Source organism: Flavobacterium sp., assembly GCF_027483985.1.
In the GTDB taxonomy this organism is placed as follows: Bacteria; Bacteroidota; Bacteroidia; order Flavobacteriales; family Flavobacteriaceae; genus Flavobacterium.
Window position 1 is genome coordinate 58,394 of the sequence record NZ_JAIXTJ010000042.1, and the last position, 17,387, is coordinate 75,780.

The following is a 17,387-nucleotide window of genomic DNA, read 5'->3' on the forward strand; positions in this document are numbered from 1 at the left end:
AAAAAGGGAAGTAAACACTTCCCTTTAAAAAATATTTAATCAATTGATTATTGAATCACAATTTTTTTAGTAATTTTCTTATCTCCATCTTGAATATTAACAAGATAAACGCCAGATTCTACGTTTTCTAATTGTAATTTTTCGTTGAAGAAACCATTATTTTGGTATGATTTTGCGAAAACTTCTCTACCTCTAATATCGTGCACACCGATTACTATCTCATTGCTTGATGCCGAATTAAATTGAACCGTAAAAGTTCCATTATTCGGATTTGGAGAAAGTACAAAGTTTTCAAATACATTTTGATTCACTGCAAGAGCTTCAGCAATATTACATAGATTCAAACTCCAGCTGTTTATTGAACCACCATCTTGAGCTGCAGCATCAAGAACTCTCAAAGTCCAAGTACCATTCATTGGTTGACCATTTAAAGCTGCTAATGCTTGAGCTGGTATTACAACTCCACCAATTGCTGGATTATTAGCACAAACTAATGGGTTTCCTGAATCATCAAATGTAGTTACAATATTATTCAACGCCGCATTTGTACATGGACGAGATACTAGTTGCACTTGCGTTCCAGAAGGACTAATTAAAGTAAGTACTAAGTCATTTACCCAAGTATGCGTAATGTCTAGAGTAATATTGGCATCAGATATGGTAGTAGTTTGTCCCGTAATATTCAATGTAGAATTAACCGTTGCATTAGCGGTAGTTGGAATTACTAAAGGAACATTAGTTGAATTTCCAGTTACACAAGAAACGATTCCCGTAACAAATTTAAACTCAGAACTAAAATTACCCGTACAGTTAGCACTAACCGGTGCCACTCTCCAAAAATAGGCTACACCTTGTGTTAATCCAGTAACACTGTAAACATTTGTTGTAACATTACCTGAACTTACTATTGAGTTAAATGATGCATCTGTTGCTACTTGTACATTATAAGAACTCGCACTAGCATTCACTGCCCATGTTAAGTTTAAAGTCGTATTTTGAGCTGTTGCATTGTTAGCTGGCGTTGTTAAAACAACATCAGGCAATCCTAAGTATAAGTGAAATGGAACCGTTTTTACAGTAGCTCCAGAAGTTGCTGTTGCTAAAATTGTATAAACACCTGCTGGAGTACTTAGTAAATTATCAATAGTCATTGCCACTGATCCGTTTGAACCACTTAGCGTTGCTGGGTTAAAAATAACATTTGTTCCAGCTGGATTTCCTGTTGCGCTAAACGTTGTTGTACCGTTAAAACCCGCTAATGCTGTATAATCAAAATTATAAGTAACAGATGCCGTTGAACACACCAATCTACTTTGTGAGCTAGATTGTGTTACTGCAAATGTTGTTGGAGCTGTTGTGATAGTAAAATTATTGTTTGAGATATCAAAGAAAATATTTTCAAATCCTTTAACCATAATTCTATTATTTGTACCCACATTATTTGGTACAGTTACAATAGTACTTCCATTATTAGGTACTTTATTTGCCAATTGAATTGGATAGGTTAAACCACCATCGGTAGACAAGAAAACATCTACAAAAGGAGAATTCACTCCGTTACCAGTTGTTCCTGCAACATCCCAAGTAACTGTTTGATTTGATCCAGCAACCCAAGTTACAGCAGTATTTGGTGCATTAACTACAAAAGGTCCTGCTGCTGCATTAACATTAACAACCATATCTGTAAAAGCTGTTTGACCGACTCTCACTGGCGCAGTAGCACTATAAGGTGCGTTATCTCTAACTGTCAATCTAAAATTCAAAGTTCTTGAAACAGAACTTAAAGCCTCTGTCAAAACACCTGGATCTCCTGTAACCGTTGTTGTGGTTGGAGAATTAGCAATTATCGATTGAATATTTGGAAAATATCTTACTGGAGTTGCTGTTGGAAGGTAAGAAATGAAATTTGGTCCTATAGTTTTAGTTTCACTAGCAACACTATTAGCACCTGTTGAAGAACCACCATCATCATTTTGCTCCCAACAATAAGTTAATACATCATTAGCATTAGCATCTGTTGCTGAACTAGTTAAAACAAATGGCGTACTTCTTGGAATGATGTAATTAGCTACTGGCGCAACCACTGGAGTTGCATTAGTTCCAGCCAATGAAGTTGTAATAAGACAAGCTCTTGTTGCTAAATTGTTTTGAATTTGTTGAATGGTTGTTTGATGAAAAATATCTATCGAATGATCAGCCACGTCTTGACCGGTAATTCCTGCATATCCCATAATAGTTATTCCTGAACCTACTTCTTTATTTACACCTGCACCTTCATTTGAATTAGAAAACGTGTGGTTTCCACCCAATTGGTGCCCTATCTCGTGTGCTACATAATCGATATCAAAGTTGTCTCCTTGTGGAACACCGTCAGCAGGAGAAGTAATTCCTCTACCTTTAGTAGCTCCAGTTCCTGCAGCAATACCGTTAACACAAACGCAACCTATACAACCTGCATTTCCTCCACCGCCAGTAGAACCAAACATATGTCCAATATCATAAGCAGCATTGTTTGCTGCTAAACTTGTACCTGTACCTGTTAAAGTAGTATTAAGAGCTTGTTGCAATTGTGTATTCCAATTAGCCATTCCAGTATATGGATCGGTTGCTGGATTGTAATAAATAACATTAGTAGAACTAGCCACTAAATTTAAATGCAATGCTAAATCTTTTTCATAAATACCATTGCAACGAGTTAAGGTTGCATTGAAAGCAGCAAGCACTAATCCTACTTGACTAGCATTAGTTGCACCAAAATAATTAGAATATTCTGCATTACACGACTGTGCTAAACGCATTGTTTTTAATTCTCCTGCATTAGACAAAGCTGTTGTATTAGTAGCTACTCTATGATTTAAATCGTCTACCAATTTATGCTCTTCGGTAGCACATGTCCAAGGTAAACCACCTTTTTGTCTTTGTGATTTAAATACAGCATAAGTTACGTGGTCTTGCGAATAAGCTTCAATAAATTCTGAAGGCTTATCAGCTCTGAAAACCATTGTTTGAATTCCTTGCGGAGAAATACTTAATTTTAAAGTGGCAAATCTATCCGTAATTCCTTTTCCAGAATAAGCTCTGATTTGTGGAAATTGTGCTTGTAAATCGGCTTCAAAATTAGAAGCTTCATTTACTTCAAACTCCTCGATTCCACCATCAGCATTGGGAAGTGAAATGATAGTAGTTCTCGTACTTGCTTGTGGTCCAACTATTGAAAACAATTGTTGTCTTAATGGCGTAATGTTTAAATCAAATAATTTAAACTCTTTTGGAAAAGCTAGCCTTTCAACTGCTTTATCTTTATTAATGATTCGATCATTTGGATTGTGTGAAACCCAAAATCGATTAGATTGTGAATACCCTAAAGTAGTTATTATAAGGGTAATCAAGGTTAGTACTGTAATTTTTTTCATAAATTTAGTTAGTTAATAAGGCCGTAAATATATAAAAGCAAATCAAATAATAAAAACTAAAATTCTAGATTTCACTAATTTATGACTGTCAACCAACAAATTGTAAATTTTTACTTAATTTCTTCAAACGATTTAAATAAATTATCTTTGCGCTCAAATACAATCCTTTTGAAAACCTACACTAATATAAAAGAATATAACAAAGCAAAATCAATTGTAACTATTGGTACTTTTGATGGTGTGCATTTTGGTCACAAGAAAATCCTTGAAAAAATAATTCAAAGTTCTCGTGATTTAAATTGCGAAAGTGTGGTGTTGACCTTCTTTCCTCATCCGAGAATGGTACTTCAAGACAATTCAACCATTCAGTTATTAAACACTGTAGACGAAAAAACAAAACTTTTAGAACAAGCAGGCATTGACAATTTAATCATTCATCCGTTTGATCAAGAATTCTCGCGATTGACTGCCGAAGAATTTGTATCAAAGATTTTAGTAGACCAACTTAATATCCAAAAAATAGTAATCGGTCACGACCACCGTTTTGGCCGAAATAGAACGGCAGACATAAATGATTTGATTGTATTTGGGAATGAATATGGATTTGAAGTAGAACAAATTTCTGCACAAGAAATCAACGAAAACGCAGTTAGTTCGACCAAAATTAGAAATGCGATACTTGAAGGAAACATTATTTTAGCAAATAATTATCTTGGATATAATTATTCGTTCACTGGTACAGTAGTTCAAGGAAAACAATTGGGCCGCACTATTGGATTTCCAACAGCCAATATTTCTATAAAAGAAAACTTCAAATTAATACCAAAAAACGGTGTTTATATTGTGAAAAGCAGTTATGACTCCAAAACCATTTTTGGCGTAATGAACATTGGTACAAGACCAACCGTTGATGGTGGTAATAGAACTATCGAAGTTTATTTTTTAGATTTTGACACTGAAATCTATAATGAAACCCTAACGGTAGAAATTCTGGAGTTTATAAGAGACGAGCAAAAATTTGACTCTTTAGATGCGTTAAAAAACCAAATTCAAATAGACAAAGATAAAGCAATTGCGTTTTTCAAAAAATAAAAACAAACTTAAACAGAACCTTATTATTTGTTAATTTTCAGCAACTTAACATTTTAATTGGTAATTTTAGATGAATTAATCTATTTTACTAACATTAAAAGTTGCAATTATGAAATTATCTAAAGAATTAATAAATGGTTTTGTAATGTTCCTTGGTATTGGAATTTATTTCTTACTGATGGAAGCATTGGGTTTGTCACAATATTACATTTTGAGAATTTTCAACGTGTTAATTGTAATTTATGCCTTAAATAAAACAATCAATTCTAATCTTAAAGAAGGAATTACGGGTTATATGCAAAACATCACCTCTACAGCATTGACTGGATTCATCGGTATTAGCTTGGGAATTATAGGTTTGATTGTTTATTTAAATATTTTCAAAGAAAACACTTACTACATTAACAATTTATCAGAAGCATTTCTTTTTGGTGGTAATCCTACTATTGCCGAATATAGTTTTGGTTTGTTTATTGAAGGAATTGCCTCTGTAATGATGGTGGTTTTTATCAACATGCAATATTGGAGAACCAAAAACGTATTTTTATCAGAGTCTTAATTATTGCTTTTAATTTCTTTTTTTACTTCAAAACAATTTAACTACTTTTGAAGACCAATAAAAAGAACTATGAGTACAACAAAACATAATTGGACAAAAGAAGAAATTATTGCTATTTACAACAAACCTTTAATGGATTTGATGTATGAAGCAGCAACGATACATAGAGCTAATCACGACCCAAATGTGGTTCAAGTTTCTACACTATTATCTATAAAAACTGGAGGTTGCCCTGAAGATTGTGGTTATTGCCCACAAGCAGCAAGATACCATACTGATATTGAAGGCAACGATTTAATGTCTGTTAGCCAAGTTAAAGCACAAGCACTTAGAGCTAAATCCAATGGTTCTTCAAGAGTTTGTATGGGTGCAGCTTGGAGAAATGTAAAAGACGGACCAGAATTTGATCAAGTTTTAGAAATGGTTAGAACCATCAATAAACTTGAAATGGAAGTTTGTTGCACATTGGGAATGTTAACCGAAAATCAAGCACAACGTCTTGCTGAAGCAGGATTGTATGCCTATAATCATAATTTAGATACTTCTGAAGAATACTATAAAGAAGTAATTTCAACACGCGGATTTGAAGATCGTTTGCAAACCATAGATAACGTTAGAAAAACTAATGTTACTGTTTGTAGTGGTGGAATCATCGGAATGGGAGAAAGTATTGAAGACCGAGCTGGAATGTTAGTGGCATTGTCTACTTTAAATCCACAACCTGAATCGGTGCCGATTAATGCTTTGGTAGCTGTTGAAGGAACGCCGATGGAAAACGAAAAACCAGTTGAAATTTGGGAAATGATTCGAATGGTAGCCACAACAAGAATCATTATGCCTGAAACGCAAGTACGTCTTTCAGCAGGTAGAACAGAAATGTCACGTGAAGGTCAGGCTATGTGTTTCTTTGCTGGTGCTAACTCAATATTTGCTGGCGATAAACTTTTGACAACACCTAATCCAGATGTTAATGAAGACATGAAAATGTTTGAAACTTTGGGATTACAAGCTCAAAAACCATTCATCAAGTTAATGCAACCTACAACGGTAGAGGCGGAAGATTCCCAATTTCAATCGTTAGGTGAAAAACCAAGATGGTCAAGACCTGATCATAAAATTGAAAGAAACCTAGAAGCTTCTGGAAAAGAAAAATAATTTATATTGCAACTAAAAAAATCCCAAACTTACTAAGCTTGGGATTTTTTGTATAATCTAATTTGAAATTATAGCACTACTTTTCTGGTAATGATTGTACCATTTGCTAATTTTATCTTTACAATCAACGCTTGATTTCTCGCTGATATAGAATTTAAAACTAGGTCATTTAATTCAATTTTAGTTTTGCTAAGTAGTTGTCTTCCTAAAACATCATAAACAGTTACATCAAGCAACAATTCATTTACTGATTTGATTGCAATTTGACCTTCATTTGCAGCAACAACCACTGAACTATCTATAGTATCAAAATTTTGAGTATTCAATGCTGCTGTGGTATATCTTAAAACAAAACGGTCGTTATACGTTCCAACTGCAGACGTAAAATTATATGGTGCTTGTTTTAAATCGTGTATGATATTCAATACTTTATCTTCTAAATAAATATCTTGATTTTGCAAAAATAGTCCATCAACTGTATTAATGGCAACAGTATGATTTCCTGATTGTACCACATTAATTCCCATTGGAACACGATCTTCAGTATCAAATGGTAGCGCACGACCTTGAATAGCATAAGGCTTGTTATCAATCAAAGAATATAAACTTATCTCAGATTTTGGTCTTGTAAAACAATCATACAAATTATCAACTCCTAAAGTTGCATTGGTGGCATAGCCTAACAATGTTCTATCCATATCGCCCGACGTTGTATTGACGATATCTAACCAAATACGGTGTCTCTCCTCAGGTTGCCCAACAGTAGCATTAGATGGCCTAAAAAAATCGGTATTATCATAAACAGCATCTGATGGACCAGTTCTTAAACCATTAGTAAATGTTATTGTGCTACCGCTAGGATTTGGTACACCTGGCGATAATTCGTCACTCATGTTAATCATGAAACCTTGTCCTGATGCAATTTTACCATTAGTAAACATGGTTGGTTCAGATGACCCCATTGCATTAAATTTTATATAATCATTTGGACTATAATTCAAGGCAAAATTTTGATAAAAAGGACTGACATTAGAAGATGGGTTTATTCCGTGTTTCCAAATCCAAATGGCACCCACCATTTTTACATTGTTGGTTGCGGTATTCAAATTAATAAATTCCATTGCATCAATTGCTGATGGATACGGATTTCCGACTAAATTCCAGTTATCATCGAAAGCAGTAGTAGGCAAATTAGTTGCATTGGTTAAATCAGCATCATAGTCTGCTCCAGTATAATTTCCTCTAAAAATTTGATAATTGAACTGTCCGTTGTGGGGTTTACCCGTAAAAACAGTATTCAATGGTACAGCCGTAGCTGATCCGTTGGAAGCTCTTGCTATGTAACCTCTTCCTTTAGTCATTGTTCCTGCAGCATTCACCCAATTTCCCAATGTTCCGTTGCCATTATTGTTTAAAGTATTCCATTGGTAACGGTAATTATTTGGTAAATTAGATACAGCAAAATTCTCTGTTGGCGAACTCCAATAAACGTAGTCCAAACTTTTTGCTTGTGCGGTTCTAGTCAATTGAAATTTGGTTCCGGTGTAATCACCATCATTATTATCAGCTTCATCTACTTGAATAAGTTGACCATTATTTGCAATTAATATGTCTCCATAATTGGTGAGTTTTTTTCCTGCGATTGTATAATCATTAGAATTAATTGTTAGTATTTTATTAGTTTTTACTTCTAAATTTCCAGTAGCAATTAAATTATTTGACGACGCAGTGTTGAAATCATTGTCTAAAATAACATTATAAAATGTTTCTGTATTTGAATGAACATTAGAATTAACAACCTGAGTTGAGCTTCCTACAAAATTAATAGTTCCATTACCTTCTAAAAAAGCTGTTGTTCCAACATTGTTTGTCCAATTTCCGTATAAAGTAATCAAACCATCAGTTGTAGAAGCATTACTATCGTCCATATCTAAAACGCCTGAAGTATCGATAACTAAATTTTCATGAACTTCTAACTTGTTGAATGGATTTGCTTCTATTTGAACTTTTCTACCAGATATAGTTAAAGCTTTACACTTTGCTACATCCGAAAACCCATCTGAATATGGAGCAGTATAATCGATAACTGCATCTCTAGCCGCAGAAGCTAATATTGAAACATCCGTTAATTCGTCTGGCACAGTTAGTAAAGCCCAATTATTACAATCAAACCAATTTGTACTTATATTTCCTGTCCATCTATTAAAAGGATCAGATGCTGTAATTACAAATGGTGATGTTGCTGGACAAGAACCAAATGCATTAATCCAATTAGTTGTATAATTTAAAATAGAACCTAATAAATATGGTCGATTACCAGTTGTATAAGTTGATGATGAAACATTATAACTAACTTGATAAGTATTTGGAGTTAGATTTCCTTGAATGGATGCACATAACAATTGTGGATGTTTTCTAGATTTTCTAAGATTATTTCCTGTAGTTAATGTTAAATCATCCGTTAAATCATACCACAGTCCACCATCTTGAATTCCTGATAAAACTGTTCCTGAAAAAGTTGATCCTGTAGCTGCATATGAGAAGTTTCCTTGCATCAAAAACATAGAGTCTGGACTTGAAGAAGAAACGTTTACTGTTCCGTGACTTAAATTTGTTGAACCATCAGCACTTTTACAAATAATGGTAAAATCTGTATTTGGAAAAACTGTACCTAAAGGAGAAATTCCAGAAATAGTAGATGTAGTTCCAGCAGAAACGGTTTCGATACAAAAAGTTGACGCTGCTGGAATAACTGAACTACCTATATATGTAAATTCTAAATAGGGAATATTTCCTGTTGGCGCAGTAGTACAATCAAACCATTTGTCTGTTCTAACATTAGCTGCAGGATTACCACCAGTTTCATAAGTTCCATTAGCCCACAGAAATTTAGTTCCAGGATTAATATCTACTAAAGTCAATAATCGAATTGCATCATTAGCACCACTAAAAGTATTATTGTAAGCGATTAAAAATAAATCTCCTGTTTTTAGAACGGTTGGCACAACATTAATTGGAGTTATACTTACTTCTACACCTGAACTCCATTCAGAACCATTTCGCACAAAAATTTCTAAATAATAAGTTACTCCATTGGTTAAACCAGTTATATTAACATAGTTTCCACTTGAATAAAAAACTGGTTGATTAAATGTTGAGAAAACAGTATTTGGAGTGTAAGCTGTTGTAGTATTTCCTGATGGAACAAATGTAATGCCTGAGGTTGCTGTAACTACAACTAACACTTGATCAAAACAAGTAGCAGATGGATTAGACCAAGTAAGTGAACCACTCGTATTTCCTGCAGATGTTGTTGCACTTGAAACGTTAGGCAATCCTTGAGTTTTAGTTCTTGTTATACCTGTTGAATAGGCAGAACTAGAACCGCTATTTTTATAGGCACGTAATTCATAAGTATAAAAAACTCCTGGAGTAAGATTAGTTACCGTTACGGTAGTTGCTGTCCCGATATATAAAACTTTTGATAAAGGAGCTGTACTTCCAAAAGTTGGAGCCAATGTATAATCTAAATTGTTAATTTGTGAAGAAGCAACTAATGCCGTAACAGCATGTGGAGCTAATCCACCTTCTCTTACTACTAAAAAATAACCATCAAACGTTCCAGTCGCTGGAGCAGTCCAAGACAAAACCTGAGTTGTATTAGTTGTACACCCAAGAGTAAGTGATACTGGTGCATTTGGCGGTGAAGCTGAAAAGGTTTGTAATCCACCATTAGTTGTAGAGCCAACTTTAACTCCTGTAGAAAAAACTAAGTTAGTTGTCGCAATTTGATTTAAAGCAATGTTATTTCCTATTACTGCTGTTGCAGAAACATCAGCTGTAATAAAAACGTAACCTGTTGTTGATGCGAGAATAGTCTGAGTTGTAAAACCAGAAAACGATTTTGTACCAGCAACACCAGGATTGGTTAAGGTACTTAAGGTAGCATCGGCAACATCTAGAACATTGTCAACCGAATACCTAACTTTCAAATTAAGAACATCAGTTGAAGCATAAGTTCCAGTAGTTACAACATTCGCAATACCTATAAGATTTGTTGTAACATTAGTAGTCAATTGAAATTTATGAAGAACAACATTAGTAGTTCCTTGCGGAGCATTAGCAGCTGTAACTTGTGTGCCATTATCTGCCAAAGTAATTAATGGATTTATTACTGATAAAATAGCAGTACTTGAAGTAACATTTCCACAAGGAGCAGTTCCTGTGACAAGACATTGATATTGATAACCGTTCATAGCAAAAGTTGCGCCTGTTATCGTTAAAGATGCTGTAGTAGCGGTTGAATAAACACCGCCATTCGCAATAGGTGTAAAACCAGATCCAGTATTTACATACCACTGATAGCCAGAAGCATTTGTTGCCACTACACTTATCGAGGTATTACTACCATTAGAAACAGTGGTATTTGCAGGTTGTGTTGTAATGGATATGGGTTGGTTTATGGTAACGTTGGTTGGTCCAACTGCTGTATTCGACCAACAACCCAAAGTGCTATCGTAAGCTCTTACATAATTTGAACCACTTGTACTAACCGTTAAAGCACTTGATGCTGGATTCGCAAATGAAGTACCAGATGGACTTGTTTGCCAATAATTGACAAAAGTTGCCGAACCAGTTCCTACATAACTTAATGACGTTGAAGTACAAGCCGTTGTTGTTCCTGAAATAGTTCCGCTAGTTGCTGCTGCTGAACACAAAGAAGTAACTGAACCATACAATGTAAAATCATCTAATCTACAGGTTCCAGTACTACTTGCTCCAGAATAAGTCATTACAACTGTAATAGTACCTGTTAATCCTGATATTGGTGTAGAAACATTTGTAACCCCTAACGTAGCTCCTGTAGTTGGAATAGTTCCAGTCCCAACATTTGTCCCATTGACCGTCATAGACCAATTTTGCGCTCCAGTAGTACTTCTAATTCTCCAAAAATCAAATTGCGTAATGGATAATTGATAACCTACTGCAACGTTAAAAGTTAGCGTCATTGTAGGTGTTCCTGATGAATTTGATAAAGATAGACTCTGACTTGGCGCACCTCCATTTCCAGCAAAACCACCAAAACCTGCGGCACTTGTTGTCCAAGACGAACTATTAAGATTTGGATCGAAAACAATTGGCGTATTAACAAAAGGCTTAGTTGTAATCGCAGTTGTTCCAAAATCATTTTGATAAATTGCTTGCCCAAAAGAAAAACAACTAAACAACAACGCAACAATAATTATTTTAAATTTCATAAAAATGAATTTAGTTTTTTTTTAATTTTTTACTAACAATTTGGGACTACAAAATTACTTCTAATTCACACAATTTCAATACTTTTGCGTTATCAAATTATTAACAAATTTCAAGCCTTTTTAACGTTTTGAACTCAAAATCAATTAGTTCTGTAGAAGAAGTTGTACAAAAGATGGAATACTACTGTTCTTATCAGGAACGATGCCATATTGAGGTGTCGGAGAAGTTGCGCAGCTTTATTTTAAATTCTAATGAACGAGACCATATCATCGTGCATTTAATTGAAAGTAATTTCCTAAACGAAGAGCGTTTTGCATCGATTTTTTCCATCAGTAAATTTCATCAGAAAAAATGGGGTAAGATCCGAATCAAAAACGAATTGAAAGCACGAAAAATATCTGATTATTTGGTGACTAAAGCACTGAAAGAAATTCCGGCTGATGAATACGAAACGACATTTGACCACTTGGCCGAAAAACATTGGGAAACTATAACGGAATCAAACGCTTTGAAAAAACGCAAAAAATTCTGCGACTATTTACTTCGCAAAGGTTGGGAAAGCGAACGCGTTTATGAAAAAGTGAAGGAGTTGGAGCAATAGTTGCGGGTTGCGGGTTTCAGGTTGGTTTTTGAAGTTGATTTTTGAAGTTGAAATTGATTTTTGAAGTTTTAGAAATCTTTTGATAACAAAATACTTACGGCATTTCCGCCGAAACCTACCGCATTTATCAATACTTTTTTTATTTCTTTTCTTTGGGTTTGCTTTTCAGCAAATGGCACTTCGATGAATTGATTGTGTTGCATCATCATTAGCGCTAACTCCATATTCAACATACCTGAAGCGCCAAATGTGTGGCCGACCTTCCACTTATTTGTAGTAAGCATTGGTAGATTTTGTTGGAATATTTTTTGAATGGCTTTATATTCGGAAGTGTCGCCTTTTAAAGTTCCGGGCATGTGCATTACAATAGCATCGACTTCTTCTAGTTTGGTGTTTTGCAACGCCATTTTCATTGATTTTTGAAAACAAATAGCTTCATCAGAAATCGAAATATTATGTTCGATATCATCAGTTGCGTAGCCAATTCCTTCGATATAGGCTATCGCGTTATCTTTTTTTCCAATTTCTAAACAAGCCACTGATGCGCCTTCGCCAAGCACCATTGTGTTTTTGGTTTTATTAAAATCAAAAGCTCTACAGGGATAAAAAACGTCTTCGACAGGTTCAGACTGACCTTTGTGCTCTATATTGACAATTGATTTATTATTGTCACACTGAGTTTGTCGAGGTGCTTCTTTGCTATAAATCTTTAAAGCGTGCATTTGTGCGATAGTAAAATTGGTTAACGGTGCTTCACTGCCACCGACTAAAAATTTAGTTGCCATACCCGATTGCAACCAAGCTACGGCATTAAGAACAGAATGCAAAGCAGTCGAACAAGTTATGGAATGCGAAATTTCTGGTCCGTTGTTTTTTAAATCGTGTGCTACCCACGATGAAATATTTCCTAAAGTTGTGGTTGGTGAGGCTAAGGTTGCTGTTTTTCCTGTTTCAAGGAATTCTTTGTGGTATTTTTCAAATAATTGTGTGGCACCACGAGACGAGCCAATGTTGATTCCAAAATCATCACCTTTTTTCCAACCTGCATTTTGTATGGCTTGACGCGAAACTAAAATAGAAAGTAAGACCGTTTCGTCTAAAGCTTTGTATTTGATTTCGCTCTTTTTTAAGACTTCGATTTCGTCTTTAATTTCTTGCGGAATTGTGGCTACAAATTGTGGTTTTCCGTTAAAGTCTTTGGTTGAAATTAGTGTGGTTGATGAAAGATAATTGCGCCAAATAGCCTCAGGATTTTTTCCTAAAGGTGAAATGGACGCTAAAGCAGTAATGGCGATTTTGGTCTTCATATTTAACGGCAAAGTTCGCAAAGTTTACGGCAAAGTTCGCTATGATTTTACTTTTTTTTAAGGAAATGATTTGAAATAATTGACACGAATTTCACGAATTATCACGAATTGAAATTAGCATAAAATAGTTCGCAAAGTTTTTATGTCTTTAACAAATATTCAAATGGTTTACCGTTTAGCCCTGACACTGAAATTGTTTGAGCTCTTTTTTATTGCGTTGCTGCGGCGTTCGACGGCAACGCAATAAAAAAAGCGAGTTTCTGTGGCAGGAATAAGGATTGCTGATAAAGCCCAAGCCATTCGCTCCTAATAAAAAAACTAAACTATATCTAAAGCTTTCTCGATGGTTTGATAGACTTTTTGTAATTGATTTGGAGTAATAATATATGGCGGCAGAATGTAAACTATGTTTCCAACAGGACGTAAAATTACGCCGTTTTCGATGAAAAAATTATAGAGTTTGTTACGCATTGTTCCGTAGTAACTCTCTTGGGTTTCGGTTTTGACCTCGAGTGCAAAAATTACTCCGAGAACTCTAGTGGTTTTTACTTTAGGATGGTTTTTTATCTTCTGTTCAAATTCTATATGCGATTGATGCACTTCTTGAATATTGCTTTGCATTGCCTCGGTTTGCAAAAGTGAAATACTAGCTAAGGCTGCGGCACAACCTGTAGGATTTGCCGTGAATGTATGTCCGTGAAACAAAGCCTTATTAACGTCATCGTCGTAAAAGCCTTCAAAAATTTCTTGCGTAAAGGTAGTAATCGCCATTGGAATTGTACCACCAGTCAAAGCTTTAGAGAGACACATCATGTCAGGCTTGTTTTGCAAATAATCACTCGCAAAGGTTTTTCCTGTTTTACCAAAACCAGTCATTACTTCGTCGGCAATGGTGAATACCTTATACTGGTTGCAAATAGCAATTAATTGATCTAAAACCTCTGGTGAATACATAATCATTCCGGCAGCGCCAAGCACTAATGGTTCAAAAATGAACGCCGCAAATTCGTTGGTTTTCACAAGATTTTCTAGCGCGAATAAGGTTTGTTCTTCATTACCTTCTGTCGGAATCGGGATGCGAACTACTTCTAGAAGTGAACCTTTAAACGCTTCTGTAAAAAAGGTAATTCCGCTTGCTGCCATAGCTCCGAAAGTGTCTCCGTGAAAAGCATCTTCGAAGGCGATGACTTTGGTTCGTTTTTCACCTTTGTTGTAATTGTATTGTAGTGCACATTTTACTGCTATTTCTACAGCAGTGGAACCATTATCAGAATAGAAAATCTTTTGTTGATTGGAAGGCAGAATTTCCATTAATTTTTCGGATAATTCTACGGCTTTATTGTGAGTAAATCCACCAAACAAAACGTGTTCTAAAGTAGTTAATTGCTCATAAATGGCATCGGCAATAATCTTGTTGGAATGTCCAAAAGGATTCACCCACCATGAGGCAATAGCGTCGATGTATTCTTTATCATTTTCGTCCCACAACAAAGCGTCTTTTCCTTTAACTATCGCTGGAAAGTTGGGTGCTGTTTTGTGTTGTGTGTATGGATGCCAGTTGTGTTTTTTATCTCTTTGGGAAAAGTTCATTTTTTTGATAATAGATTATAGAAAATAGATTATAGAAAATAGAGAAAAGAAAAAAGAAAAAAGACTAAATGTATAATTGCTACAAATATGAAGTCAATTTTCTATGTTCTATTTTCTTTATTCTAAATTTAAGAGATTCTCTCTAAATTTATCAGCGTAATATTGAATTACATTTTGATCGAAATAAGGTTCGTTGTCAATTCTTCCGATGCATTTGGCTTTGGTTTTTGAAAGGATAATTTCTTCGGTAGCTTTGTTCTCGTCACCTGAAAAAATGATTCCTGCTACTTTCAAATTTCTGCTTTTTAAGGCTTCGAATGACAATAAAGTATGGTTGATGCTTCCCAAATAATGGCGTGAAACCAAAATTATTTTGTAATCAGGTTGTATTAAATCGATTATTGTATCGTTGTCGTTTAAAGGAACTAGTAATCCGCCTGCGCCTTCTATCACTAAATGATTTTCTGTAGTTGGAACTTTTATCTGCTCTAAATCTACTGTTATTCCGTCAATAGCTGCTGCTAAATGTGGACTTGCAGGTGTGTTAAGTTTGTAGCTGTTTTCGTGAATCACGGTCTTTCGACTGCGCTCAGGATGACAGTCATTTGAAATATAACGTTGGATTTTGTGACTATCAGAATTGTCTAAATCACCTGCTTGAATTGGTTTCCAATAATCGGCTTCTAGTGCTTGGGTTACAATGGCTGATGTTATGGTTTTGCCTACATCGGTGCCGATTCCTGTGATGAATAGTTTCATGTTATTTTGCAACGGATAAAACGGATTGAACCGATTATCACTGATTTTTTAAGTTAATTTTTCTATCGTTTGTATAAATTAATCTTTTAAATTCTGGTTCTTCACCAAAATTTAATAGCATTCCAACTTCTATAGGTGTTGCTTTTAAATAGTTCATAATTTGCGCTATATGAACATTCATAATTAATTCAGTTGCTTTTAATTCTACTATTACTTTATCTTCAACAAGTAAGTCAGAATAATATTCTCCAACTAGTTGTTTCTTGAAATAAACTTTAATTTGTTTTTGTGGTTCAACTTTATACCCTAGAGATTTTAATTCAAAATACATTGCATTTTGATAAACTTTTTCTAGAAAGCCATAACCAAGCTCATTATATACTTCATAATAAACTTTTAGAATTGCATCTGTAATCTATTTGTGTAATAAATTTGTCATCTCCTTATCTGTGTAAATCTGTAAAATCCGTTTTATCCGTGGCTTAAAACACAAAAGTACTCAACAATTTCAATACTTCCGAGATTTCTTTTTCAGAATTGTAGGAATGCAAACAAAAACGTAGTCGTTCTTGACCTTCTGGAACGGTTGGTGACAGGATGGCTTTAACATCAAATCCGTTTTCTTGTAATTGATTGGCGATAGCTTTTACCTTTTCATTTCCAGGAATTATAGCACATTGGATAGCGGATTTACTATAAACAAACAATGGCTTCAAACCCATTTGCAATTTTACTTGGTTGAAGAATTGAATGTTGCTTTTAAGTTTTTGAATGGCTTCTTTTTGGGATTCTAAATGTTGATAGGCTGTTAAAATTGTTGCAACCGAATGGGGAGAAAGTCCGGTTGTGTAAATAAAACTTCGTGCAAAATTTACCAAATAATTTTTCAGTTTATGACTACCTAAAATGGCTGCTCCGTGACAACCTAATCCTTTTCCGAACGTCATGATTCTTGCAAAAATTTTATTTTGCAATCCTTGATATTGAATTAATCCTTCGCCTGAATCTCCGAATACGCCTAGCGCATGTGCTTCATCAATTACCAAATAGCACTTGTGTTTTTCGCAAAGAATAGCTAATTCTTCGAGATTTGGTGCATCGCCATCCATTGAAAAGACAGATTCTGTAACAATGTAAAAAGCATCAGGTTTAGCATTTCGAGCTTCGAGTTGGTTTATAATTAATTTTTCTAAATGATTGTAATCGTTGTGATCGAATTTATACGATTTGGCATTACTCATTTGAATTCCGTCACGGATCGAGGCGTGACATAATTCGTCATAAAGAATGATATCGTTGCGTTGCGGTACTGAACTAAAAAAACCCACATTAGCATCGTAACCCGAATTGAAAATTAGCGCAGTTTCTGATTGATGGAACTTGGCAATATAGTCTTCTGTAATACCATATAAATTATGGTTTCCTGAAATTAATCGCGAACCGGTTGCGCCATTTATTTTGATGTTATTTTCTAGAAGATATTGATGGGTATGATTGAAAATTTCCTCAGAATTTGCAAAACCTAAATAATCATTGGATGCAAAATCGATTAAATTATTGGCAATTGGCAATTTTCGCAAGGCATTGTTTTGCTCACGTAGTTGCAATTTTTGCGTTAATGCTTTTGGGAAGTTTTTCATTTATACAAAGGT

11 protein-coding genes are annotated in these 17,387 nt (G+C 34.7%); 4 read left to right on the forward strand and 7 right to left on the reverse strand.

What is annotated here, in order from left to right:
- Positions 1-47 precede the first annotated feature (47 nt).
- Positions 48-3,413, reverse strand: coding sequence for a reprolysin-like metallopeptidase (locus Q0050_RS10555; protein ID WP_298395287.1), 3,366 nt, complete (start codon positions 3,411-3,413; stop codon positions 48-50).
- Positions 3,414-3,581: 168 nt separating this feature from the next.
- Between Q0050_RS10555 and Q0050_RS10560 the strand changes: the two genes are divergently transcribed.
- The 3 genes from Q0050_RS10560 to bioB all read left to right on the forward strand — a co-directional run bounded on the left by Q0050_RS10560 (position 3,582) and on the right by bioB (position 6,219).
- On the forward strand, positions 3,582-4,505 hold the full coding sequence (locus Q0050_RS10560) for a bifunctional riboflavin kinase/FAD synthetase (protein WP_298395290.1): 924 nt from the start codon (positions 3,582-3,584) through the stop codon (positions 4,503-4,505).
- Positions 4,506-4,614: 109 nt separating this feature from the next.
- Positions 4,615-5,064, forward strand: a complete 450-nt coding sequence (locus Q0050_RS10565) for a hypothetical protein (protein ID WP_298395293.1) — start codon at positions 4,615-4,617, stop codon at positions 5,062-5,064.
- Between the two features lie 69 nt (positions 5,065-5,133).
- Positions 5,134-6,219, forward strand: a complete 1,086-nt coding sequence (gene bioB / locus Q0050_RS10570; RefSeq protein WP_298395296.1) for a biotin synthase BioB — start codon at positions 5,134-5,136, stop codon at positions 6,217-6,219.
- A 68-nt stretch (positions 6,220-6,287) separates the two neighbouring features.
- Here bioB and Q0050_RS10575 read toward each other — a convergent pair whose 3' ends face one another.
- The gene (locus tag Q0050_RS10575) at positions 6,288-11,477 is read right to left on the reverse strand and encodes a T9SS sorting signal type C domain-containing protein (RefSeq protein WP_298395299.1); all 5,190 of its coding nucleotides are present in this window, start codon (positions 11,475-11,477) and stop codon (positions 6,288-6,290) included.
- Between the two features lie 173 nt (positions 11,478-11,650).
- On the opposite strand from Q0050_RS10575, the gene Q0050_RS10580 reads away from it, so the two are divergent.
- Complete coding sequence (locus Q0050_RS10580) at positions 11,651-12,079, forward strand: regulatory protein RecX (protein WP_298395302.1); 429 nt, start codon at positions 11,651-11,653, stop codon at positions 12,077-12,079.
- A 68-nt stretch (positions 12,080-12,147) separates the two neighbouring features.
- On the opposite strand, the gene Q0050_RS10585 is transcribed toward Q0050_RS10580, so the two are convergent.
- From Q0050_RS10585 to Q0050_RS10605, 5 genes are all read right to left on the reverse strand, one after another.
- Positions 12,148-13,386, reverse strand: a complete 1,239-nt coding sequence (locus tag Q0050_RS10585) for a beta-ketoacyl synthase N-terminal-like domain-containing protein (protein WP_298395305.1) — start codon at positions 13,384-13,386, stop codon at positions 12,148-12,150.
- A gap of 318 nt (positions 13,387-13,704) precedes the next feature.
- Complete coding sequence (gene bioA, locus Q0050_RS10590) at positions 13,705-14,976, reverse strand: adenosylmethionine--8-amino-7-oxononanoate transaminase (RefSeq protein WP_298395308.1); 1,272 nt, start codon at positions 14,974-14,976, stop codon at positions 13,705-13,707.
- A gap of 117 nt (positions 14,977-15,093) precedes the next feature.
- Entirely contained in the window at positions 15,094-15,735 is a 642-nt protein-coding gene (gene bioD, locus Q0050_RS10595) for a dethiobiotin synthase (RefSeq protein ID WP_298395311.1), read from the reverse strand.
- Between the two features lie 37 nt (positions 15,736-15,772).
- A complete protein-coding gene (locus tag Q0050_RS10600) occupies positions 15,773-16,150 on the reverse strand; it encodes a GxxExxY protein (RefSeq protein ID WP_367277172.1) in 378 nt (125 codons plus the stop codon).
- 67 nt (positions 16,151-16,217) lie between these two features.
- Entirely contained in the window at positions 16,218-17,375 is a 1,158-nt protein-coding gene (locus Q0050_RS10605; protein ID WP_298395314.1) for a pyridoxal phosphate-dependent aminotransferase family protein, read from the reverse strand.
- Positions 17,376-17,387: the final 12 nt, after the last annotated feature.